General features: G+C 68.4%; 25 protein-coding genes. 9 read left to right on the top strand and 16 right to left on the bottom strand.

What is annotated here, in order from left to right; all coding sequences use genetic code 11:
- Nucleotides 1–342: 342 nt before the first annotated feature.
- Nucleotides 343–648: a 30S ribosomal protein S14 gene (gene rpsN / locus ABD768_RS23485; RefSeq protein WP_343981548.1), complete on the bottom strand. Its 306-nt coding sequence runs from the start codon at nt 646–648 to the stop codon at nt 343–345.
- Between the two features lie 6 nt (nt 649–654).
- On the bottom strand, nt 655–822 hold the full coding sequence (gene rpmG, locus ABD768_RS23480; protein WP_343981552.1) for a 50S ribosomal protein L33: 168 nt from the start codon (nt 820–822) through the stop codon (nt 655–657).
- A 136-nt stretch (nt 823–958) separates the two neighbouring features.
- Here rpmG and ABD768_RS23475 point away from each other — a divergent pair, with 136 nt between their 5' ends.
- From ABD768_RS23475 to ABD768_RS23465, 3 genes are all read left to right on the top strand, one after another.
- Entirely contained in the window at nt 959–2,080 is a 1,122-nt protein-coding gene (locus ABD768_RS23475) for a CobW family GTP-binding protein (protein WP_344844007.1), read from the top strand.
- A complete protein-coding gene (locus ABD768_RS23470) occupies nt 2,077–2,322 on the top strand; it encodes a type B 50S ribosomal protein L31 (RefSeq protein ID WP_343981559.1) in 246 nt (81 codons plus the stop codon). The genes ABD768_RS23475 and ABD768_RS23470 overlap by 4 nt, the downstream gene beginning before the upstream one ends.
- Before the next feature lie 151 nt (nt 2,323–2,473).
- Complete coding sequence (locus ABD768_RS23465; RefSeq protein WP_343981562.1) at nt 2,474–3,886, top strand: aromatic amino acid ammonia-lyase; 1,413 nt, start codon at nt 2,474–2,476, stop codon at nt 3,884–3,886.
- Here ABD768_RS23465 and ABD768_RS23460 read toward each other — a convergent pair.
- Nucleotides 3,883–4,725: a hypothetical protein gene (locus ABD768_RS23460; protein ID WP_344844004.1), complete on the bottom strand. Its 843-nt coding sequence runs from the start codon at nt 4,723–4,725 to the stop codon at nt 3,883–3,885. The two genes, ABD768_RS23465 and ABD768_RS23460, sit on opposite strands and share 4 nt — an antisense overlap.
- Before the next feature lie 62 nt (nt 4,726–4,787).
- On the opposite strand from ABD768_RS23460, the gene ABD768_RS23455 reads away from it, so the two are divergent.
- Nucleotides 4,788–5,675, top strand: a complete 888-nt coding sequence (locus ABD768_RS23455) for an alpha/beta fold hydrolase (RefSeq protein ID WP_344844001.1) — start codon at nt 4,788–4,790, stop codon at nt 5,673–5,675.
- Between the two features lie 41 nt (nt 5,676–5,716).
- On the opposite strand, the gene ABD768_RS23450 is transcribed toward ABD768_RS23455, so the two are convergent.
- From ABD768_RS23450 to kdpF, 6 genes are read right to left on the bottom strand one after another with little or no spacing between them, the layout of a single operon-like run.
- Nucleotides 5,717–6,394: a response regulator gene (locus ABD768_RS23450; RefSeq protein WP_343981572.1), complete on the bottom strand. Its 678-nt coding sequence runs from the start codon at nt 6,392–6,394 to the stop codon at nt 5,717–5,719.
- Nucleotides 6,391–8,964: a sensor histidine kinase gene (locus ABD768_RS23445; protein ID WP_344843998.1), complete on the bottom strand. Its 2,574-nt coding sequence runs from the start codon at nt 8,962–8,964 to the stop codon at nt 6,391–6,393. Before ABD768_RS23445 ends, ABD768_RS23450 begins: the two co-directional genes overlap by 4 nt.
- A 16-nt stretch (nt 8,965–8,980) precedes the next feature.
- Complete coding sequence (gene kdpC / locus ABD768_RS23440; RefSeq protein ID WP_344843995.1) at nt 8,981–9,568, bottom strand: potassium-transporting ATPase subunit KdpC; 588 nt, start codon at nt 9,566–9,568, stop codon at nt 8,981–8,983.
- A gap of 14 nt (nt 9,569–9,582) precedes the next feature.
- Nucleotides 9,583–11,667, bottom strand: a complete 2,085-nt coding sequence (gene kdpB / locus ABD768_RS23435) for a potassium-transporting ATPase subunit KdpB (protein ID WP_425558445.1) — start codon at nt 11,665–11,667, stop codon at nt 9,583–9,585.
- Complete coding sequence (gene kdpA / locus ABD768_RS23430; RefSeq protein ID WP_344843992.1) at nt 11,664–13,325, bottom strand: potassium-transporting ATPase subunit KdpA; 1,662 nt, start codon at nt 13,323–13,325, stop codon at nt 11,664–11,666. The genes kdpB and kdpA overlap by 4 nt, the downstream gene beginning before the upstream one ends.
- Complete coding sequence (gene kdpF, locus ABD768_RS23425) at nt 13,325–13,414, bottom strand: K(+)-transporting ATPase subunit F (protein ID WP_344843989.1); 90 nt, start codon at nt 13,412–13,414, stop codon at nt 13,325–13,327. The genes kdpA and kdpF overlap by 1 nt, the downstream gene beginning before the upstream one ends.
- Nucleotides 13,415–13,664: 250 nt before the next feature.
- On the opposite strand from kdpF, the gene ABD768_RS23420 reads away from it, so the two are divergent.
- Complete coding sequence (locus ABD768_RS23420) at nt 13,665–14,303, top strand: hypothetical protein (protein WP_343981584.1); 639 nt, start codon at nt 13,665–13,667, stop codon at nt 14,301–14,303.
- Here the strand turns inward: ABD768_RS23420 and ABD768_RS23415 are convergent.
- On the bottom strand, nt 14,300–15,133 hold the full coding sequence (locus tag ABD768_RS23415) for a PhzF family phenazine biosynthesis protein (protein ID WP_344843985.1): 834 nt from the start codon (nt 15,131–15,133) through the stop codon (nt 14,300–14,302). The two genes, ABD768_RS23420 and ABD768_RS23415, sit on opposite strands and share 4 nt — an antisense overlap.
- 81 nt (nt 15,134–15,214) lie before the next feature.
- The gene (locus tag ABD768_RS23410) at nt 15,215–15,610 is read right to left on the bottom strand and encodes a RidA family protein (protein WP_343981590.1); all 396 of its coding nucleotides are present in this window, start codon (nt 15,608–15,610) and stop codon (nt 15,215–15,217) included.
- 116 nt (nt 15,611–15,726) lie between these two features.
- Between ABD768_RS23410 and ABD768_RS23405 the strand changes: the two genes are divergently transcribed.
- The 3 genes from ABD768_RS23405 (at nt 15,727) to ABD768_RS23395 (ending at nt 18,135) form a co-directional block, all read left to right on the top strand.
- Nucleotides 15,727–16,839 (top strand): TIGR03118 family protein, encoded by a 1,113-nt coding sequence (locus tag ABD768_RS23405; RefSeq protein WP_344843980.1) that lies wholly within the window; start codon nt 15,727–15,729, stop codon nt 16,837–16,839.
- Between the two features lie 116 nt (nt 16,840–16,955).
- Nucleotides 16,956–17,129 (top strand): hypothetical protein, encoded by a 174-nt coding sequence (locus ABD768_RS23400; protein WP_343981596.1) that lies wholly within the window; start codon nt 16,956–16,958, stop codon nt 17,127–17,129.
- A gap of 7 nt (nt 17,130–17,136) precedes the next feature.
- The gene (locus ABD768_RS23395; protein WP_344843977.1) at nt 17,137–18,135 is read left to right on the top strand and encodes a hypothetical protein; all 999 of its coding nucleotides are present in this window, start codon (nt 17,137–17,139) and stop codon (nt 18,133–18,135) included.
- Here ABD768_RS23395 and ABD768_RS23390 read toward each other — a convergent pair.
- The 3 genes from ABD768_RS23390 to ABD768_RS23380 are packed head-to-tail and all read right to left on the bottom strand — an operon-like array spanning nt 18,125 to nt 20,373.
- Nucleotides 18,125–19,003: a GNAT family N-acetyltransferase gene (locus ABD768_RS23390; RefSeq protein ID WP_344843974.1), complete on the bottom strand. Its 879-nt coding sequence runs from the start codon at nt 19,001–19,003 to the stop codon at nt 18,125–18,127. The genes ABD768_RS23395 and ABD768_RS23390 overlap by 11 nt on opposite strands.
- 13 nt (nt 19,004–19,016) lie before the next feature.
- Nucleotides 19,017–19,556, bottom strand: coding sequence for a hypothetical protein (locus ABD768_RS23385; RefSeq protein WP_344843971.1), 540 nt, complete (start codon nt 19,554–19,556; stop codon nt 19,017–19,019).
- The gene (locus ABD768_RS23380) at nt 19,549–20,373 is read right to left on the bottom strand and encodes a class I SAM-dependent methyltransferase (protein WP_344843968.1); all 825 of its coding nucleotides are present in this window, start codon (nt 20,371–20,373) and stop codon (nt 19,549–19,551) included. Before ABD768_RS23380 ends, ABD768_RS23385 begins: the two co-directional genes overlap by 8 nt.
- 201 nt (nt 20,374–20,574) lie before the next feature.
- Here ABD768_RS23380 and ABD768_RS23375 point away from each other — a divergent pair, with 201 nt between their 5' ends.
- Entirely contained in the window at nt 20,575–20,826 is a 252-nt protein-coding gene (locus ABD768_RS23375; protein ID WP_344843965.1) for a hypothetical protein, read from the top strand.
- A gap of 45 nt (nt 20,827–20,871) precedes the next feature.
- Here ABD768_RS23375 and ABD768_RS23370 read toward each other — a convergent pair whose 3' ends face one another.
- Together ABD768_RS23370 and ABD768_RS23365 are read right to left on the bottom strand one after the other, a co-directional pair.
- On the bottom strand, nt 20,872–21,435 hold the full coding sequence (locus ABD768_RS23370; protein ID WP_344843962.1) for a cysteine dioxygenase: 564 nt from the start codon (nt 21,433–21,435) through the stop codon (nt 20,872–20,874).
- On the bottom strand, nt 21,432–22,346 hold the full coding sequence (locus ABD768_RS23365) for an amidohydrolase family protein (protein ID WP_343981618.1): 915 nt from the start codon (nt 22,344–22,346) through the stop codon (nt 21,432–21,434). Before ABD768_RS23365 ends, ABD768_RS23370 begins: the two co-directional genes overlap by 4 nt.
- Between the last annotated feature and the right edge of the window lie 93 nt (nt 22,347–22,439).

Raw genomic sequence — 22,439 nt, 5'->3', positions numbered from 1 at the left:
CGGGATAAAACAAATTCGGCATTGACTTTCGGCACGCTGTTGAGTTCTCAAGAATCGGACGCACACCGCGCTTCACTCTTCCAAGTTCAGCTCCGGGGCAACCCGCCAAACATTACTGTTTCGGTCAGTGCCAGTCAAATCGGCCCTTTCAGGCCGACACTGCTCGATCCAGTCACCCGGCAAGACTCAGCGACTGAAGTCCGCACTAGGCGTGCTTCAGCTGCTAGGACCTTCTGGGAGTTCGAAGCGACCGGCCGCTTTCGCGTCCCGCACTCGCTCCGACAAAGAGAACAATACACGCCCTGGAGAGTGCTTTTGACCAGGGGTACCAACCCCCGCCGTTCACCAGGACGACTTGGTGATCCCGGGCAGCTCGCCGCGGTGCGCCATCGTGCGGAACCTGACCCGCGAGATGCCTGCCTTGCGCAGGAAGCCCCGCGGCCGGCCGTCGGCCACATCGCGGTTGCGGACCCGGATCGGGCTCGCGTCCCGCGGCAGCTTCTGCAACTTGAGCTGGGCGGCGCCGCGCTCCTCGAAGCCCGACGCCGGGTCCGCGATGATCCGCTTCAGCTCCGCGCGGCGCTCGGCGTACAGAGCGACCGTGCGCTTGCGCTGCTCGTTCTTCGCGATCTTGCTTGTCTTCGCCACCCGCTCCTACCGCTCTTCGCGGAAGTCGACGTGGGCGCGGACCTTCGGGTCGTACTTGCGGATCACGAGCCGGTCGGGATCGTTCCGCCGGTTCTTCCGGGTGACGTAGGTCGTCCCGGTGCCCGCGGTGCTCCGCAGCTTGATGATCGGGCGGACGTCGTTGTGCTTGGCCATCGAACCCTTCCTTCCGGGCGCCTACCGGCGCCGTTGACCTCTGTAGCTTTGAACACCCGCCACCGGGGCTGACATTCCCGTTGGCAGGAGTGTACGTTGTACTGGTTATCATTTTCAATAACCATCGAGGGGTGCCATGCCGAGTCAGCTGCCGATCACCCTCCTGACGGGCGTCGACGAGTCCGTGCGCGGTTCCGTCGCCGCCGATCTACTGTCCGTAGCCGGCCAGGCCGTCCTGGTCGAGTACGACGTGAGCGGTCTGGCGGGCGGCTCCGTAGTACGGATCGCCCGTACTACCGGGGGCGTGATCGACCGCGAGGTCATCCGGATGGGCCACCCATGTGTCTCGTGCGCGATGCGCGGCTCGCTCGTCCCTCTCCTGGTGAGCATCGCCGCCACCGAGAAGTACAGCGCCGCGATCGTCTCCATCCCTGGCGCCGGTGACACCCAGGCCTTGGCGGAGGAGATCGCCCGGGATGCCGGCGACGAACTCCGCGTCGACGCGGTGCTGACGGTCCTCGACACAGCCACCTTCGCCACGGACGTGAGCGGCGAGGACCTGATCCAGGACCGGGGCATCCCCACGGCGGCCGAAGACGGCCGGGCGATCGCGGAGGTGCTGGTCCGGCACGTCGAGTACTCGAACGCGGTCATCCTGAGTAAGCCCGACGACGTGGTCGAGGGGCTCGCCAACGCGCTGAACCCGCAGGCGTCGGTCCGGCCCGCAGCGAGGGCCGCGGAGCTGTTCGGAGTACGGCTGCATGATCCGGATGCGGCGGAGGCCTGGGTCGAGCCTGGGTCGATCAGTGCTCCCCTGCAGATGGACGAACGCGTGCAGACGCTGGTGTGGCAGTCCGACCGGCCGTTCCATCCGGAGCGGCTGTACGACGTACTGGAGGACCTGGTCGCCGGCTCGGTGCGCGGCAAGGGGACGGTCTGGCTCGCGACGCAGCCGCACGCGCGACTCGGGTGGGACAGCTTCGGTACGAACATCGCGCTCGGTGTCCTCGGCCCGTGGCTGGCCGACCTCCCGGTGGAGCGGTGGTCCGAGGTCGGCCAGACCCATCAGGCCCGGTCGGCGCTCGAGTGGCACCCCGAGCACGGCGACCGCGCGTCGTACCTGTCGATCACCGGAATCGATCTGGACCGGCGGGAATTAGCCCGGGTCCTCGATGGTTGTGTCCTTCGTGCGGGTGAGTCAGCGGACAAGCTGACCGATCCGTTCGCCCCTTACCTGGAAGGAAGTAGCGCAGCATGAAGAAGGACATTCACCCCGATTACCGCCGGGTCGTCTTCCGGGACAAGTCCGGTAACTTCAGCTTCCTGACCGGCTCGACGCGGGAGAGCAACGACACCATCGAGTGGCACGACGGGAACACCTACCCGGTCATCGATGTCGAGATCTCGTCCGCCAGCCACCCGTTCTACACGGGCCAGCAGCGCGTCATGGACACCCAGGGCCGCGTGGAGAAGTTCAAGAAGCGCTACGGCAAGGCCTGACCAACCCCTTTCCCCAGCCCCGTCGATCCAGGTGGATCGGCGGGCTGTTTCGTTGTCCCGGGCGGCCCAGACGTCTCGGATTTCAGACAGATGCTGCCCGGCGGTACTACGTGCGCTGGGTCACAGGACTCACACTGGGCGGGTGGAGCCGGTGGAGATTGTCGGGGCGGGGCTGTCGCCGCTGGATGCGGTCGCGCTGGGACAGCGACGGACGATCGTGCGGCTGGCGGACAGTGCCCGCAAACGGATGGCCGCGTCTGCTGAGGCGGTCGCCGAGATCGCGTTGCATCAGCCGGTCTATGGGCGGACTACCGGGGTCGGGGCCAACCGCGACGTGCTGACGTCGGATCCGGAGCACGGGGCTCGGCTGCTGGCGTCGCACTCGACGACCGGGACCACGTCGTACCCGAAGGATGTGGTGCGGCTCGGGTTGCTGATCCGGGTCAACCAGCTGGCTTCGGGTGGGTCGGGGCTGCAGCCGGAGGTCGCGGACGCGATCGTCGGGCTGCTCAACGACGACGAGTTGCCCGAGCTGCATCGCGGTGGCGCGATCGGCACGGGTGATCTTGGTGCGTTGGCGGAGCTGGGGTTGGCGCTTGGGGACGTGATCGATGGGACGAGCGCACTCCCCTTGCTGTCCAGCAATGCGATCACGCTGGCCGAGTGCTGCCTGGCGTTCGTCGAGGCAGCGACGCTGATCAACGTCGTACCGCTCGTCGGTGGGCTCTCGCACGTCGCGCTACGCGGCAACGCGGAGGTGTACGACGAACGCGTCCACGCCGCCCGTCCGCAACCCGGCCAAGTCCGGGTGGCCCGCCGGATGCGCGGGCTGCTCGACGAGTTGCCGATCCCGCCGGCCCGGGTGCAGGACCCGTTCGGCCTGCGTGCGTTCGCCCAGGTGCTCGGCCCGGCCGTCGACCATGTCGATGCCTTGGGCAACGCTCTGGCGATCGACATCAACGCCTCCGCCGAGAACCCGCTGGTGGCCGGTGACACCGTGCTCCACAACGGCAACTGGCATGCGATGCCGATCGCGCTCGCCCTCGACTCGCTCCGGCTGAGCCTGCACTCCGTCGCCACCCTGTCCACGTCCCGCGTCGCGAACCTGGTCGACCCCGACTTCACCGGCCTCAGCCGCTTCCTGGCCAGCGGTGCCGAGGCGAGCTCGGGTGTGATGATGATCGAGTACGTCGCCCACGATGCCCTCGCCTCCGTCAGGTCGACGGCTCAGCCGGCCACGCTCGGTACGGCGACCCTCTCCCGGGGTGCCGAGCACCACGCGAGCTTCGCGCCGCAGGCCGCAGTACTGACCGGATTGCTGCTGGATGCGCTCCGGGACGTGCTGGCGTGCGAGCTGGTCACGGCCGTACGGGCGGCAAGGCTGGCTGGGATCGAGCCCGAGAAGCTCGCCCCCGCCGCGATCGGCCCTTGGCTGGCCGATGCGCTGGCCGCGCTTCCCGACGTACTGACCGACCGCTCCCTCCGCGACGACCTGGAGATCGCCCGGGGTCTGCTGACCCAGTGGGGCGACCGCCAGGTCGAACACCCCGCCGAAGCTGGTTAGAGCCGGCCGTAGGCCTTCAGGGTTCGGAGGGCGGCGACTGTGACGATGCCGCGGTATTCGAGGGTTGCGGCGACGCCTGGGGGTTCCCAGGTGATGGCCCAGCCGCCGTCTTCTTGCTGGTCGGCGATCAGCCGGTCCAGGTGGCCCTCGATCTGGTCGTCGGTGAAGAGCTGGCGCCAGAAGCTGTCGGGGGTCGGCGCGAAGTGCAGGGGGGTCACGCCGTACTCCGGGTCGGCGGCGTCGGCGCGGTAGTGGGCGAGCTTCGGCAGCCACTCCCGCACCGCGGTGACGTCGGGTTCTGACGTGTGTTCGAGGTATTCCAGCGACTCGTGCATCGCGTGGGCGTCGTCCGGGAAGCCCTTGGCCAGCGCGTCGGCGCACCACGCGGCGGCCTGGTCGCGCCAGGGGTGTTCGACACCCATCGTCTGGAGCCGGCCGACCAGCCCGGCTGTTGGGTTGAGCCCAGGGACGTAGGTCCACTCGGCCATGTGGACGGCTCGCGGGTAGCCCTCGATCGCCGGCGAGGCCAGGGCGACGGCACCGTCCTCGGTAGCGACTGATTGCAGCCAGTCGCAGGCGCGGCGTACCAGGTCGTCGTCGTGGACACCCGCGGCGAGCAGGATGTCGAAGGCCGTCTCGACGTCCAGCCCGGTGCTGTCCGGACAGCGCTTGTCCGGCTCCAGGCCGTGCCCGAACCCGCCATCCGCGTTCTGATAGCCGCGCAGCGCGTCCACCACCCCGCCCGGATCAGCCGCTTCGAACACCGTCGCGAACAACCGCCGCTCCACCAACCGCGCATCGCGCCGGACGAACTCCCGTGCAGCCTCGAAAATCTTCATGCCCCCAACCTTGCCCCTCCGACCCCTCCCCAGTCTTGAAGAAATCGGCCATGATCCCAGCCATGACCGACGACCTGTACGCCGATGTCCTGGACGAACAGTTGACCCGCTCCGACGGCCGCACAGTCGCCTGGACGAGAACCGGAACCGGCACACCGGTACTGCGCCTCCCCGGCACCCCCGGGTCGCGCTGGAGCATCCGCGCCGACCGAGCGCTCTGGAACGACCGCGGCCTCGAGGTGATCACCACCGAGCGCCCGGGATTCGGCGACTCGAGCCGGCTGCCGGGCCGGAAGTACAAGGAGCACTCTGACGACCTGGCCGCGATCCTGGATCACCTCGGCCTCGACCGCGTCTACCTGACCGGCGGCAGCGGCGGCGGACCGCATGTGCTGGCGTTCGCGGCGCATCACCCGGACCGAGTGATCGCCGCGACGATCGCCGTGGGCTTCCCGCAGCTGAACGACGACGAGTACGACCAGATGATCCCGTTCAACACGAAAGCCTTCCGGGCCGCCCGCGACGGCGATGAGGCGACGCTGCGCGAGCTCCTCGGCGGAGCGTACGAAGTGGTCAAGACGGCACCGCTGGCCCCGCTGGACGCCGCGATGGCGACCGCGCCGGCCTCCGACCTCGCCGTGATGAGCGACCCGGCCTGGCGGGCCGGCCAGGAGCGCGCGACCGTCGCGGCGTTCGCGCAGGGCATGGACGGCTGGTACGACGAGATGCTGGCGATGGGCGGCGAATGGACCGACATCGACCTGGCCGCGATCACCACCAGCATCACCTGGTGGCACGGCCCGACCGACCGCAACTGCCCTTACGCAGCAGCCGAACGCCTCGTCGACAAGTTGCCGACAGCAACACTCAGGACGCTCGGCGCCGGCCACTTCGAGCCGTTCATGCGTGAAGGCGACATCCTCGACGAGCTGCTCAGCCGCAAGAGTTGAGCCGCCGCGCTCGAAGGCGGGATGCAGCCCGACGAGGACCATCAGGGCTCGAAGCGATAGCCCATGCCCGGCTCTGTGAGCAGGTGGACGGGCCGGGCGGGGTCTGCTTCGAGCTTCCGCCGGAGCTGGCCCATGTAGAAGCGCAGGTTGCCGCTCGCCGTCTCGTAGCCCGGTCCCCACACCTCGGTCAGCAACTGCCGCTGGGACATCAACTTGCCGGGGTGCCGGATCAGCACCTCCAGCAGGTGCCACTCGGTCGGCGTCAGGCGGACGTCCTCGCCGGACTCCAGCGTCACTCGCTTCGCCGACAGATCCACCTGGGCGCCACCGACGGTGACGACCGGTTGGTCCTGCGCCAGGTTGCTGCGCCGCAGTACTGCGCGCATCCGCGCCAGCAGCTCGTCGATGCCGAACGGCTTGGTCACGTAGTCGTCCGCGCCCGCGTCGAGCGCCTCGACCTTGTCCGTACTGTCCGTCCGGCCCGACAGCACCAGGATCGGCGCCTCGGTCCAGCCGCGCAGCCCGCGGATCACGTCGACGCCGTCGAAGTCGGGCAGCCCCAGGTCGAGAATCACCAGGTCAGGCGGGTACTGCGCGGCGACCTTGAGCGCCGCCGTCCCACTGCCCGCGACATGCACCTCGTACCGCCGGGCCTTCAGGTTGATCTGCAACGCCCGCACGATCTGCGGTTCGTCGTCGACCACCAGGACTCTGGTCATCCCCGCCCCTCCGACCGCTCACGGCTGCCCGGTACGGGCGCGTCACTCGCCTTCAAGGTTGCCACCGGCAACGAGACCACCATGGTCAGGCCACCACCGGGCGTGTCCTCCGGCTGCAGCGAGCCGTGCATCGCCTCGGCCAGCCCGCGGGCCAGCGCGAGCCCGAGCCCGACGCCGGTGGTGTTGTCGGTGTCACCCAACCGCTGGAACGGCGCGAACATCCGGTCCCGCTCGTCGCGCGGGATGCCCGGGCCTCGGTCGATCACGCGGATCTCCACCACGTCACCGAGCGAACTCCCGGTCAGCAACGGCGGCTTGCCCGCAGGCGAGTAGCGAACCGCGTTGGCCAGCAGGTTGGCGAGGACGCGCTCCAGCAACGCCGGATCGGCGTCGGCCAGAGGCAGGGTGTGCGGGATGTCCACGGTGATGTCGGCGGCTCGCTCACCCAGCTCGGCCAGGGCGCCCGGCATGATCTCGTCGAGCGCCATCGGCCGGGTGAAGACGGGCAGTACTCCGGCCTGCAACCGGCTCAGATCGAGCAGGTTGTCCACCAGCCGCGTCAACCGGTCGAGCGACTCATCGGCCGTCTCCAGCAACTCGTCCCGCTCTTCGTCGGTCCAGTCGACGTCCGAGCTGCGCAGGCTGGTGACGGATGCCTTGGCCGACGCCAGTGGGGAACGCAGATCGTGGCCGACCGCGCGGAGTAGCGCAGTACGGAGCTTGTCGGCCTCGGCGAGTGGTTTGGCCTCAGCCGCTGCCTCGCTCAGCCGGGCCTTGTCGACCAGGGCTGCCGCGTGGGCCGCGAAGGCGCCGACCAGGCGACGTTCGTCGGCCGCCAGGGAGCGGCCTTGCAGGACGAGTACGAGGTCGTCGCGCCCGGGGATCTCCGCGTCTCCGTCCTCCGGGCGCCGGCAGGTCGGCGTACCGGCTGAGGCCAGTGGGCGCCAGGTCTCGGTCAGCTCGTCGGTGTCGATGCGCTCCATCAGGCAGGCACTCGTCATCCCGAACGCCTCGCGGACCCGCTCGAGCAAGGCGGGCAGGGCGGTTTCGCCGCGCAGTACGGAGCCGGCCAGGGTTGCCAGCGTCTCGGACTCGGCTGCCGACCGCGCGGCCTGGCGCGTACGCCGGGCCGCCCGGTCGACCACCGACGAGACGAGCGCCGCGATGAGCACGAAGATGCCCAGCGCGAGCGCGTTGTTCGGCTCGGTGATCGTGAAGGACCGCTTCGGTGGGGTGAAGAACCAGTTCAGCACCAAGGTGCCCGCGATCGCGGTCAGCAGAGCGGGCCACAACCCGCCGACCAGAGCCACCACGACGACGGCGAACAGGAAGGCGAGCACGTTGCTGGTCAGGTTCAGCCGGTCGTCGCCGATGCTGAACAGGAAGGCGAACAACGGCGGTAGGACGACGGCGAGCGTGAACCCGTAGATCAGCCGCCGGCGCGACAGACTGCCGTGCATCCGGGGCAACCGCCCGCGACCCATCTCCGAGTGCGTGACGATGTGTACGTCGATGTCGCCCGACTCGCGAATCGCGCTGGAGCCGATGCCCGGCCCGGTGAACAGCGCGGTCAGCCGGGACCGGCGTGACCCGCCGAGCACCAACTGGGTGGCGTTCTCGGCACGCGCGAAGGACAGCAAGGCGTCGGGGATGTCCTCGCCGACGACCTGGTGATAGGTCCCGCCGAGGCTCTCGACCAGGGCACGTTGCTGGGCCAGTGCGGTCGGGTTGGCGCCGGTCAGTCCGTCGGACCGGGTGATGTGGACTGCGAGCAGATCCCCGCCGGAGGAGCGGGCGGCGATGCGGGCGGCACGCCGGATCAGGGTCTCGCCTTCGGGTCCGCCGGTGAGCGCGACGACGACCCGCTCGCGCGCCTCCCAGGTGGAGTCGATGTCATGCTGCGAACGGTACTGCTGCAGGCCGGCGTCGACCCGGTCGGCGAGCCAGAGCAGCGCGAGTTCGCGCAGGGCGGACAGGTTGCCGACCCGGAAATAGTTGCCCAGGGCAGCATCGATCTTGTCCGCGGCGTAGACGTTGCCGTGCGCCATCCGGCGCCGCAGCGCCTCGGGAGTCATGTCGACCAGCTCGATCTGGTCCGCGGCCCGGACCACCCGGTCGGGCACGGTCTCCTGCTGCGGTACGCCGGTGATCTTCTCGACGACGTCGTTGATCGACTCCAGGTGCTGGATGTTGACCGCGGAGATCACGTCGATCCCCGCGGTCAGCAGCGCGTCGATGTCCTCCCAGCGCTTGGCGTTCCGGCTGCCCGGAACGTTGCTGTGGGCAAGCTCGTCGACGATGGCGACCTCGGGCCGGCGGGCCAGCACGGCGTCCAGGTCCATCTCGGTGAAGCTGGCGCCGCGGTAGTCGATGATCTTGCGGGGCACGACCTCGAGGCCGTCGAGCATGGCGGCGGTGTGCTCGCGGCCGTGCGTCTCGACGTACCCGACCACGATGTCCGTGCCGCGCTCCCGCCGGCGCTGCGCCTCACCCAGCATCTTGTAGGTCTTGCCGACGCCGGGCGCGGCACCCAAGTAGATCCTCAGGTGCCCGCGACCGCTTCTGCTCATCTCTCCATCGTCTCAGTTATCCCAGCGCGACCAGGTCGGCGTTCAGGGTGACCACGTTGACGTACGGCTCACCGAGGAACCCCAGCGTCCGGCCTTTCGTGTTGTCCTTCACCAACTGTTGCACCTTGGCCACGTCGAGACCGCGCTCCCGCGCGACCCGGTTGACCTGCAACGCGGCGTACGCGGGGCTGATGGCCGGGTCTAGGCCGCTGCCGCTGGCGGTGAGGGCATCCGGCGGTACCTGGGACGGATCGACGTTCTCGAGCTTGGCGACCGCCGCCCGCCGCTCGTCGATCAGCTTGACCAGATCCGCGTTGTTCGGCCCGTACTGCGAGGCCGCGCTGGCCGCGGCGTCGTACTTGGCCGCCGACGGCCGGGTCTGGAACAGCGACAGGTCCTTCGAGTAGTCCTGGCCGATCAGGCCGGAGGCGACGTCCTTGCCGTCGACCTGGACGATCGAGCCGTTCGCGTTGTCGTGGAACAGCGCCTGCGCCGCCCCGGTCATCGCGAGCGGGTAGACCACCCCCAGGCCGAGCGTGAACACCGCGATCGCCCGCGTTGCGACCCCGAACTGACGAAACGTCGCGGGAAGTCTGCTGGACATGTTTATTGCGCCTTTCAGCCGATGCCTGGGATCAGGGAGATCAGCAGGTCGAGAAGTTTGATGCCGACGAACGGGCTGACCAGCCCGCCGACGCCGTAGATCAGCAGGTTGCGGCGCAACATCGCCGACGCCGAGGACGGCTTGTACCGGACCCCGCGCAGCGCCAGCGGCACCAGCGCGACGATCACCAGCGCGTTGAAGACGATCGCCGACACGATCGCCGACTGCGGCGAGTGCAATTGCATGATGTTCAGCTTGTCCAGCCCCGGGTAGGCCGTGGCGAACAGCGCCGGCAGGATCGCGAAGTACTTGGCCACGTCGTTCGCGATCGAGAACGTGGTCAGCGACCCGCGGGTGATCAGCAACTGCTTGCCGATCTCGACGATCTCGATCAGCTTGGTCGGGTTGGAGTCGAGGTCGACCATGTTGCCGGCCTCCTTGGCGGCCGACGTGCCACTGTTCATCGCGACGCCGACATCGGCCTGCGCCAGCGCCGGAGCGTCGTTGGTGCCGTCACCGGTCATCGCGACCAGCCGGCCGCCCTCCTGCTCCTTCTTGATCAGCGCCATCTTGTCCTCGGGCGTCGCCTCGGCCAGGAAGTCGTCGACCCCGGCCTCCTCGGCGATCGCCTTCGCCGTCAACCGGTTGTCACCGGTGATCATCACGGTCCGGATGCCCATCGCGCGCATCTGGTCGAAACGCTCGCGCATCCCTTCCTTGACGACGTCCTTGAGGTGGATGACACCCAGCGGGCGGGCCACCCCTTCCTTGGCGATGGCGACGACCAGCGGCGTACCACCGGAAGCGGAGATGCCGTCGACGATGTCGCCGAGCTCGGCCACCACGGTGCCGCCCTGATCGTGGATCCAGGCGGTGATCGCACCGGCCGCGCCCTTGCGGATCTGCCGGCCGTCCACGTCCACGCCGCTCATCCGGGTCTGCGCGGTGAACTCGACGAAAGTCGCGTGCGGCAGCTCACCGGTGTGCCGCTCCCGCAGCTCGTACTTCGTTTTGGCGAGCACCACGATCGAACGGCCCTCGGGCGTCTCGTCGGCCAGGCTGGACAGCTGGGCCGCGTCGGCCAGCTCGGTCTCGCTGACCCCGGCGAGCGGGATGAACTCGGACGCCTGGCGGTTGCCCAGCGTGATCGTGCCGGTCTTGTCGAGCAGCAGCGTGTTCACGTCGCCGGCCGCCTCGACCGCACGGCCGGACATCGCCAGCACGTTGCGCTGCACCAGCCGGTCCATCCCGGCGATACCGATCGCCGACAGCAGCGCGCCGATGGTGGTCGGGATCAGGCAGACCAGCAGAGCGACCAGGACGACGACGCTCAGGTCGATCCCGGCGTACTTCGCGAAGGTCGGCAGCGTCACCGTGGCGATCAGGAACACGATCGTCAGGCTGGCGAGCAGGATGTTCAGCGCGATCTCGTTCGGCGTCTTCTGCCGCGACGCGCCCTCGACCAGCGCGATCATCCGGTCGATGAAGCTCTCACCGGGTTTGGTGGTGATCTTCACGATGATCCGGTCCGACAGCACCTTCGTACCGCCGGTGACCGCGCTCCGGTCGCCGCCGGACTCCCGGATCACGGGCGCCGACTCACCGGTGATGGCCGATTCGTCGACGCTGGCGACGCCCTCGATCACGTCCCCGTCGCCGGGGATGATCTGACCGGCCTCGACCACGACGAGGTCACCGAGTTGCAGCTGAGCAGCCGGTACCTCCTGCTCGGTGAGCCGATCCGCGGACAGCTTGCGGGCGGTCGTCTCGGTCTTCGCCCGGCGGAGGGTGGCGGCCTGGGCCTTGCCTCGCCCTTCAGCGACGGCCTCGGCGAGGTTGGCGAAGACCACGGTCAGCCAGAGCCAGACCACGATCCACCAGACGAACACGCTGGAGTCGGTGAAGGCGAGGATCGTGGACGCGACCGCGCCCACCTCGACCACGAACATCACCGGGTTCTTCACCATCACCCGCGGGTCGAGCTTGCGCAGCGCGTCCGGTAGCGAGGTGAGCAGCATCTTCGGGTCGAACAGGCCCGAAGCGGCCTTCTTGGGAACCGCGTCCGCCGTGGGGGCGGGCGGGCTTACGAGCGTGGTCACAGTCCCTCCGCGAGGGGTCCTAGAGTCAAAGCAGGGAAGTAGGTCAGGCCGGTCACGATCAGCACGACGCCGACGAGCATCGTCACGAACAAGGCCTTGTGGGTGGGGAGCGTGCCCTCGTTGACCGGTACCGGCTGTTGCTTGGCGAACGAGCCGGCCAGCGCCAGCACGATCACGATCGGCACGAACCGGCCGAGCAGCATCACGAGGCCGAGAGCCGTGTTGTAGAAGGGGATGTTGGCGCTGATCCCACCGAACGCGCTGCCGTTGTTGTTACCGGCCGAGGTGAACGCGTAGAGCACTTCGGAGAACCCGTGCGGGCTGTCGGTGTTGAAGATCGACGCCCTCGCCGTCGCCAGTCCCATCGCGAGCGAGGCGCCCACGAGGACCACGGTCGGCGTGGCCAGGATGTAGAGCGAGACCAGCTTCATCTCGCGCGCGGTGATCTTCTTCTTCAGGTACTCCGGGGTGCGGCCGACCATCAGCCCGGCCACGAAGACGGCCAGCACCGCCAGCACGAGCATGCCGTACAAACCGGTTCCGGTACCGCCCGGGCTGACCTCGCCGAGCATCATGTGGAACAGCGTCGTACCGCCACCCAACGGGGTGAACGAGTCGTGCGCGGAGTTGACCGCGCCGGTCGACGTACCGGTCGTCGAGCTGGCGAAGAGAGCCGAGGCCCATTCGCCGAAGCGGGTCTCCTTGCCCTCCATCGCGGCTCCGGCCGCTTGCGTCGCAGTACCGGCGCCCTGGTTCTCGAAGAAGGTCGCGGAGAACGTGAAGGCGGCCCACAGGGTGCCCATCACGCCGAGGATCGCGTAGCCCTGCCGCTTGTCCTTGATCATCAGGCCGAAGGTGCGGGTCAGACAGACCGGGATCACCAGCAGCAGGAAGATCTCGAACAGGTTGGACAGGCTGTTCGGGTTCTCGAACGGGTGCGCCGAGTTCGCGTTGTAGAAGCCACCGCCGTTGGTGCCGAGCTCCTTGATCACTTCCTGGCTCGCGACCGGGCCACCGGGCAGATGCTGGGCCTGGCCCACCACCGAGGTGACCTCGTGACCGCCGGAGAAGTTCTGGACGACTCCCATCGCGACCAGCGCGAGGGTGCCGATCACGGCGATCGGCAGCAGGACGCGGACGACCGTGCGGGTCAGGTCGACCCAGAAGTTGCCCAGCCGGTCGGTCTTCGACCGTGCGAAACCGCGGATCAGGGCGATCGCGACGGTGATACCGACAGCGGCCGAGAGGAAGTTCTGCACCGCGAGGCCGGCGAACTGGACCAGGTGGCCCATCGTGACCTCGGGCGAGTAGGACTGCCAGTTCGTGTTCGCCACGAAGGACGCGGCGGTGTTGAAGGCCAGTCCCGGCTCGACGTTCGGCAGCCCCAGCGAGAGCGGCAGATGCGACTGCAGCCGCTGGAGGAGATACAGGAGAATCAGGCCAACGGCAGAGAAGGCCAGTAGGGACCGTGCGTAGACGGCCCAGGTCTGGTCGGCCTTGGAGTCGACCCCCAGCAACTTGTACGTTCCGCGCTCGATCCGGGTGTCCTTGTCGGACGTGTAGACCCGGGCCATGTAGCCGCCGAGCGGGCGGTACACGGCGGCCAGGAGCGCGACCAGCAGGCCGACCTGGAGCAGGCCGGCGGCAGTGTCGGACATCAGAACCTCTCGGGGTAGATCAGGGCGGCGATCAGGTAGAGGACCAGGGCCGCGGCCACGACCAGGCCGGCGATGTTCTCGGCGCTCACAGCTTCTCCACCCCTCGCAGCGCGAACCAGACGGCGGCGAACGTCGCTACACACAGGGCGAGGTACAGGACGTCTTTCACGGCCGCCCCCACCGCTCGACAAAAGTGCACATGTCTTCACTGAACTGCTTTGTTTGCGCAGTCAGGAGCGTTCTCGCACGTCTCTCACACCCGGCCACCCAGCTCTCACGCGTCTCTCGCATACTTACGCCTGGTACGAGCAGCCCCCACCAGAGTTAGGGAAGACCGCAGTGACTGAAGTGGACAACCAGGAGTTCTCCGCCACCGGGGAGCAGTTCTTCTCCGAGGAGAGCCGCAAGGCGCTGGCCGAGGCCAGCCGCCAGCTGGCCGAACGCCTGCAGGCCCACACCGAGGCCCTGCTGGCGATGACCGGTGACGAGGACCAGAACACCCTCTATGAGCAGAACGCCGCGCTGGAGGAGCTCGTCGAGGGCTGGAACGACGCTGTCTTCGAGCACACCGGGACCGCGCCGCTGCTGCTGGACGACGAGGTCGGCGAGGACGCGGACGACGAGGAGGATGAGGAGCGCGACCAGGTGATCAGCGTGGTGTCGCGGTTCGACCTGCGCGTGGTCGACCTCGACGCGTTGCTCGAGGCGGGCAAGTCGGCGCAGGAGCGGCACCCGGCCGAGCTGGACGAGTCCGGCGAGCGGGAGCCGGTCGAGACGGCCGAGCAGGCCATCTACGAGATCAGCCGCGAGGTCGGCGAGGCGTGGTTCGAGCTTCCGGGGGTCGACCTGGTCGCTGGGGCGCGCGCGTACGTCGTACCGGAATGGCCGTTCGAGCCGCTGGAGGCCGACGCCGAGGATGTCCTCACCGAATTGAGCGCCCCGAACGGGTCCATCACCCACGCGGAGACCTGGGCCTAGATCTTCAACTCGCCGTCGATGACCGTGACGGCGTGGCCGGTGAGGTGCACCCGATCACCGGCCAGCAGGACCTGAACTACCCCGCCTCGGGCGGAAGCCTGGTACCCCACCAGCCGCTCCCGCCCGAGGCGCTCCGCCCAGTACGGCGCCAGCCCGGTATGCGCGCTCCCCGTCACCGGGTCCTCCGGAATCCCGTGCCCGGGCGCGAAGAACCTGGAGACGAAGTCATACCCGCCGGCCGGCGGCTCACCGTCCCTCTCCGCCGGCGCGGTGAGGATCGCGCCCCGGAAGGCGAACTTCTCGGTGAGCTCCGCCACGGCGATGAGATCCGGGGCCGCCGAGCGGACCGCTGCCTCGTCCGGCAGGACGACGAGCAGGTCGCCCAGCGGCTCGGTGCGGTAGACCTCGACCGGCTCGATGCGCAGCGCCTCGCGCAGCCCTTCCGGCGCCTCGATCATCGCCGGCAGCGACACCGGGAAGTCGAGGGTGATCAGCTGGTCCTCGACCGACGCGACCAGTACTCCGCTCAAGCTGTTGAAGCGGATCCGGCCGTCCAGCAGACCGTCGGACGACATCGCGTGTGTGGTCGCGAGGGTCGCGTGGCCGCACATCTTCGCCTCGACCGTCGGGGTGAACCAGCGCAGGTCCCAGTCGGCATCGGGGTCGTCGGGGAGTGGGCGCGCGAAAGCCGTCTCGGACAGGTTCACCTCGGCGGCGATCTGCCGCATCCAGCTGTCCGCCGGCCAGGGACCGGCCTCGAGCAGGCAGACGCCGGCTGGGTTGCCGGCGAACGGCTGGTCTGTGAACGCGTCGACGATTCTGATCCGCATACGCCGACGCTAGGTGCACGCCCGGCGACGGATCCATAACCAATCCGGAGCGGGTGGCCCGGCCGGGGTTCGTAGTACCGGTCAGGAAGCGGCGACTGCTTCTATCTCGAGCAGCCATTCCTCGGCGTAGATGTCGCAGATGATGATCGTCAGCGCCGGGGCGTGCTCGCCGAGGATCTCTTCGCGGATCTTCGAGTTGAGCGCCCGGTACTGGCGGTCGGACAGGTACGTCGTCACCTTGACCAGGTTCGCGACGCCGAGGCCCGCCTCGGCCAGCACGGCGAGGATGTTGCGCCAGACCATCCGGCACTGGTCCTCGAAGGAGTCCGGGATCTTGCCCTGGTCGTCGCCCCACGGCACCTGGCCGCTGACGAAGACGAGCCGGCCCGCGCCGTCCACCTGGACGCCGTGTGTGTAGTTGCCGGTCGCGGCCGGCAACAGCCTCGGGTTGAGCGGCTTGATCGAGAGGTCTGGCATGTGGTGTTCCCCCCACGTTTTCGGTTTCGCCATGTCTATCGCGCGAACCGCTGAACCGGCCAGACCTTTCGCTCGTATGGGTGGTGTTCGACTTCGCCAACCGACAGGAAAGTGTCATGTCGCTTCGCTTCAAGGGACGCCCACTCGCCGCAGCCGCCGCTCTGGTCGGCGGGCTGGCACTGGTCGTTCCCGCCACCGCCAGCGCGCACGAGCCGTCCGAGCACGAGTCGCGCAACAACCTCGCCGTCCACCAGGTCAACCTGGTCTCCGACGTACCGGGTCAGGCCGCGCTGCTCGATCCCGACCTGGTCAACCCGTGGGGCCTGGCCCTCGGCGCGACCTCACCGCTGTGGGTGTCCAACCAGGGCACCTCGTCGTCGACGCTGTACTCCTCGGCGGCCGGCGCGACCACGGCGACCAAGGTGCCGACAGTCCGCGTCAACGTGCCGGCCCCGACCGGTCAGGTGGCCAACCCCAGTACCGGGTTCCAGCTGGCTCCTGGTGTGTCAGCCCGCTTCATCTTCTCGACCCTGACCGGTCAGATCGCCGCTTGGGGACCGCCCGCGACGCCGCTGATCGGCGACGCCCAGATCAAGGCCACCACTCCGGGTGCGGTCTACACCGGCCTGGCCATCGCCACCGCGACGAAGGGCGACCAGCTGTACGCCGCCGACTTCGCACAGGGCAAGATCGACGTCTTCGACAACGCCTTCGCCCCGGTCGCGCAGCCCGCGTGGGCCTTCAAGGACGCGTACCTTCCGAAGGGCTACAGCCCCTACAACGTGCAGACGCTGAACGGCCGGATCTTCGTCGCGTACGTCAAGGTCGACCCGGTGACCCACCGCCCCGCCAGCGGTAAGGGCCTCGGCATCGTCGACGAGTACTCCGTCGACGGCAAGTTCGTCGAGCGGATCGTCTCGCACGACTCGCTGAACGCGCCGTGGGGTCTGGCGATCGCGCCTGCTTCGTGGGGTAAGCAGGCGGGAGCGCTGCTGGTCGGCAACTTCGGCGACGGCCGGATCAACGTCGTCGAGGCCAAGAACCACGGCCGTTTCCAGCACAAGGTCGCGAGTCAGGTGCGCGACGCCGCGACCGGCAAGCCGGTGGTCATCCCGGGTCTGTGGGCCCTGACCTCCGGTACGGCGACAACTGGTGGCACCGACGCGATCTGGTTCTCCGCCGGCATCGCGAACGAGACGCACGGGCTGCTCGGCGTACTCCGTAAGTGACACCTGTTGGGTGAACGGGTGAGGGGCTGAGGATGCCAGGGGGATCCTCAGCCCCTTTCCTGTTCGTCACTCAGCGTGCATGCTGTCCGTGGGAAATCACTGTGGGGGTGACGCGGATGGCGGACGTGTACTGCCGGTGGGAACGCCGGCGCTACCAGGACTCGGAGTTCGAGCAGACCGACAACGGGGTGCTGGTGCATGTGGGCAGCAGCCCGCTGCACACGGTCAACGGCCGGCTCGTCGATCCAGGCGAACTGGAGACCGCGGACGCCGACCCGAATGAGGAGTAGCCGATTGTTGCGGCTCCCCCGTGGCCTGCCGCGACCCGCCAGCAGAGAGGAACGTACTGCCTTCTATGCGGCGCGGATCGCGCTGGCGACGAAGAGGTACGAGGCTGAGCTGGCCGAACACGCTGCGGTCGCGACAGCGGCTCGTGTGGAGCAGGCTGCGGTCACCAGTGCCGACCGGGCGGAGCAGGCCGCCGTACTGGCCGCTGATCGCGCCGAGGGCAAAGCCGATCTGGATGCTGATCGGGCGTCGGCCGCGGCCTTCAGTGAGGCGGTGCTGGCGGTTGCCAAGGGCGGGATCGATCGGGCCCGGGCGAGCGCCGAATTCGTCCAGAAGGGCGCGACGGCGATCTTCGCGCTCTACACCGGCGCGTTGACGCTCGCCTTCTCGGTCACCGACAACCCCTTGCCCGCCCGCGGCATCCTGCCCAGCCTGTTCCTCGGTTTCGCGATCCTGCTCGCGACCGCGTACCTGGCCTTCCTCACGCGTGGCGACCGGGTCAAGGACCCGGCGGACGCGGCCGGCGTACCGGAGGCGCAGCTGAACCGCACCCGAACCTTCGTGGAGTGGACCAACACCAGCGTCCTCAACCGCGCCCCGCTGCTCCGCTGCGCGGTCGTTGCCTTGGGCATCGGTGTCGTCGCGCTCCCCGCGCCCTTCCTCACCCCACCTTCACATCAGACCGTCGCAGCCATCACCTGCGCGGCCGGTCAGGAGAAGGACCCGACCACCGGGGTCTGTCTGACGGCCTGGCCGCCGGTCCCGACCGGTCCCGCGGCGGATGCTGCTCTGCGGCAGAAGCTCTACGAAGCTCAACTCACCGAGGTCACGGCGAGCCGCGTCTCGGCCCGATCCGGCGCGACCGCGGCGCCCGACGACACCGCGTGGGTCCTCGGCGCGGCCGGGGCCGGTCTGCTGTTGATCTTCCTTCCGCTGCTGCTGGCCGGCCTCAAGCGTCCTGGCCGAATGTCTTTCGGCGGCATCCCGATCTCGTTCCTCAACGAGTGAGCTGCTTCTCGAACCAGTGGTGGGCGTACGGCTCGTCGTTGAAGGCCGGTACTTCGGTGTAGCCGGCGGCCCGGTAGAGCGCGATCGCCTCGGTGAGGTTGCGGTTCGTCTCCAGTCTCAGCGCTGAAGCTCCGTGTGCGGCTGCCTGCTTCTCGAGTTCGGTGAGGAGGCGGCGGCCGAGTCCGAGGCCGCGGACGTCGGGTGAGACCCACATGCGCTTGGCCTCGGCCGGCTCGTCCTGGTGGAACTTGAGAGCGCCGCAGCCGACCGGCTCGGAGTGCAGGGTCGCGACCAGGAGCAGGCCGGCCGGCAGGGTGAGCTCGTCGGTGGTGGCCGAGATGGTGCGGGCGTGGTCGAAGCCGGCGTCGAAGCGAGCGCCTAGCTCATCGAAGTACGACTGCAGGCAGTACTTCGCGTCCGGGTGGCGCGGGTCGGCGATGCCGACGGTGACCGTCGAGGCGATCAGCAGGCGCTCGACCTCGGCCATCGCGGCGATCAGCCGGGCGCGCTGCGATTCGCTGAGCGGGTCGAGGATCGACGCGGCGAGGTCGTCGGAGCGCTGGTCGAGGACCGCGCGCTCCTTCAGTCCTTGGGCAGTCAGCCGGGCGGTGCGGACCCGGCCGTCGTCAACGTTCTGCTCGACCTCGACCAGGCCGTCGTTCTCGAGGATGCGGAGCAGGCGGCTCAGGTACCCGGAATCGAGATCGAGCCGGGACCGCAGCGAGCGCACGTCGCAGCCGTCCAGGCCGATCTCCCAGAGCACCCGGGCTTGTCCCAGCGGCCGGTCGCGCGCCATGTAGGTGTCGCTGAGCGCGCCGATCCGCTGGGTCACCGTGCGGTTGAATCTCCTGACGTCGGAAATACTCATTTTCTGACTATAGTCAGAGAAATGCCAGATCGATCGGATCCCGGCGCTGATACGGCCGCCATTCGGTCAGATACGGGTGTACCAGCCACCGGATCCGCCCCGTCTCCTCCGTCCAGGTCCCCGGCGCCGCCACCCAGTCCCGCACTCCGGACCGCAGCACCCCATCCACCCTCTCCACCTGCTCCCGAGGCACCGACCCCCGCACCACGAAAAACATCCACCGCCGGGTAGCCGGCACCATCGCCGTAGGACACCCCGACTTCACCCGATGATTGAGCACCGCCCCGTACTCCGCCGGCAGCTCCATCACATCAACCCACTCAGCCACCAACGCAATCTCCCAGGCCGGCTGATTTTCGGACCAGACCGCTGCCGCCCGGTAGCCCTCGCGGACCACCTCGTCTCCTACGAGGTGGGGCTCCGGGCAGGTTTTGCCGTTGCCGCAGGGGCACGCGCCATTGCGGGGTACTGCGAGGGGTGCGACCGGCCAGCCGTTGGCGGCGTAGCGGACTGCGTTCTCGTGGAGCTTGCGGCGGTGGTACCGGTTAAGCACGCTGGCCGACCGCGAACAGCAACGAGCTGGACGGCACGAGCTCGGGGTGGCGGTCGGCGAGGCGCGAGCACTCCAGCGCGGTGTCCATCGGTGGCGGCTGCTGGAGCAAGTCGGGTAGCTCGATCTCACCGAAGTACCGGTCGATCGCGATGGTCAGCCAGCCACCCGGGCCGGTCAGCCCATGGATGGTGACGGATGCCAGACCTGCGTTGACCAGCTCGGTCCGCAGCTGGGTGGTCGTGTGATAGACCGTCTCCGCCATCCGCTCGTTGTCCGGGCTGAACCCGGTCTCGAGAATGTCCGTCACCACCTGCTGCCTGGTCAGCAACGTGTTGGCGATGGTCGAGCCGATCAAGTTGGCCGCCCGGTTGATCGCCACCACCGCGACGAACCCACCCGGCCGCACCACCCGGATCGCCTCCCTCAGCGCCAGCCGCCGATCCGACGCCTCGGTCAGGTGATAGATCGGCCCGGCCAGCAACGCCGCGTCGAACTGCTCGTTCTCCCACGGCAACCGCCGCGCATCCCCTTTGATCGCACTGATCCCCGCCGCCGTCGCCTGCGCCACGTGCCGATCCACGGGGTCGAGCAACTCGACCGAATACCCCAGTTGCTTCAACCAGCACGCATGCGCCCCCGGCCCACCCCCGATATCCGCCACGTCAGCCGGCGCCTCCGGCAAGTACTGCCTCAACAGATGCTGCGTCCGCGCCATCTCGAACCGCCCCCGCCAAGTACTCCGCAGCCGAACCTCCTCGTTACACCGCTCCGTGTACTGCCCCTCAATCCCAACCTGTGCCTGCGCCTGTGCCGTCATACCAACCACCCTGCAGACCCCAAGCCCCCGACAGCAGGCCATCCCCAGGGCAACCTCGGGGCATCTCAGGGCAGATCCCCAATCCACAACCCCGACCTTTGCTGTGGACAACTTGACCGGCTCCGGCCACGCCGAAATCCCTGATCCACAAGGCCTTTCCGGCGTCGAAAACTGTCGGCAGCACTGTCTACCGTTGTGCTCATGGAGATCCCGCAGCTACGACCAGCGTGTCGACACAGTGACAGCGAACTGCTGATCACCATCGACACGGTCGAAGCTGCCCGCGACACCCTCGACTCCTACCGCCTCGAACTCCTCGCCGACCTCGACTCCCGCGGCCTGACCCGCGAACTCGGCGCCAAAGACACCACCGAGCTCCCCGCCCTGCGCTGCATCTGGTTGCTGGGAAGTTCCACCAGCACGACAGACGCTCCTTCACCCAGGTGGTGGTGAAGGAGCGTCTGTTCGAAGCCGCCCGGAGGCTGAAGGCTGACTGCGTCAGTCGAGGGGACGTAGTTCGTCGGCGTAGGAGACTGAGACTCGGCGGAGGACGCCTTCTTTTACTGAGTATTGGCCCATGCGCCAGAGTGGGGGGCTGTAGGCGTGGACGGTGACGCTGCCTTTGGCGGAGCCGACTACCCGGTGGATGTGTTCGGGGCCGAAGCCGTAGACGTCGCCGGCTTCGATGGTGGTTTCGATGGGCTCGGTGCCGATGGCGAGGTTGTGTTCGACGAGCTCGCCGCGGGCGACCGCTACCGCGCCGGAGGAGACGTCGTGGTCGTGCCAGCCGGTGTCGTTGACGGGGGTCCAGCAGATCAGCCAGACGTCGACGTTGGCGTCGCGGTGCAGGGAGGCGAAGACTCGTTCGTCGTCGCTGTAGGCGACCTTGTCCTCCCACAGGTGCGGCTGGGCGGCCAAGCCACCGGCCAGTTCGGCCAGTTCGTCGGGGGTGAGATCACGTCCCGGGAGGTTGTCGAGCGACAGACAGTCGTTGAGCTCCACGAGCCGGCTGGCCTGGCGCGCGGGTACGACGGGTGCGTCGGAAACGGGCTGAGCAGTCACTGCACTCCCCTCTCAGGAGGTGGCACCGGTCCGAACAGGAGCCGGTGCGGGTTGTTGTGTTGGATCACCGCGGTTGCGGCGTCGCCCTGCCGGAGGTCGACGGGTCCGGCGTACGGCCGGTCGGTGCCGTGGACGACCTGGTCGATGCCGAGGACCCGGGCGACCGCGTCGATTCCCTGCGGGCCGTAGCTCGAGGTGTCGACGTACAGGTTGGAGTCGATGGTGCCGAGACGACCGCCGCGGGCAGCGAGCCGCTCGTGGTGGACAGGCGCCAGGCCGGCCGCGGCGACGAAGCAGAGCCGGAGCAGCGGGTACGTCGTACGCCCGCCGAACGCGTGCCATGCCCACCAAGCGGCCTGGAGCTGAGTCGTGTAGTCGACCACCGGCGACCACCACCCGGGCAGCTCTTCACCTGGCGGCAAAGGGGTCCCGGGATGAACGAGGATCGGCTTGTTCAGCCGCTCGGCCAGCGCCAGCAGCGGGCCGACAGCGGCCCAGCCGGCAGGCGTAGCCAGAACTTGGGCCGGCAGCTGCAGACCGAGAAACCCCTTACCCAGAAGGCCTTCCAGCCCAGCCAGGTCAGGTTCCAACAAGTTGACAGCGGCCCAGGCCTTGAAGGGCTCAGGCAGTGACGCAGCGCCGACATGCCAGGCATCCAGCAGCAAGGAGTCACCGAGGTGCTCGATACCGAGCGGCGACGACAACGACACCCCGACCAGCGACGTCCCCGCGTCCAGTTCACCAGCGACCCGCTTGTCCACGGCATGCGCCGCCGGATCCACCTCGTACGGCGCTTCGCCGGGCGTATAGAGCGTCCAGCCGTCCAGATACGGCGCCGAAGTACGCGCCCGCAGCCGATCGACGAACTCGGCCGGCCAGAGGTGCTGGTGCACGTCGATCACATCACCCACGAGCCCACACCTCCTCCGCCGAGCCAATTTTGAAGCGCTTCAAGACACCTGTAGTGAAGCGCTTCAAAGCCTGATCTGTCAAGCGCCGTTCCA

It is taken from the genome of Kribbella ginsengisoli (genome assembly GCF_039537185.1).
GTDB lineage: Bacteria > Actinomycetota > Actinomycetes > Propionibacteriales > Kribbellaceae > Kribbella > Kribbella koreensis.
This window is presented reverse-complemented; position numbering and strand designations above follow the sequence as displayed.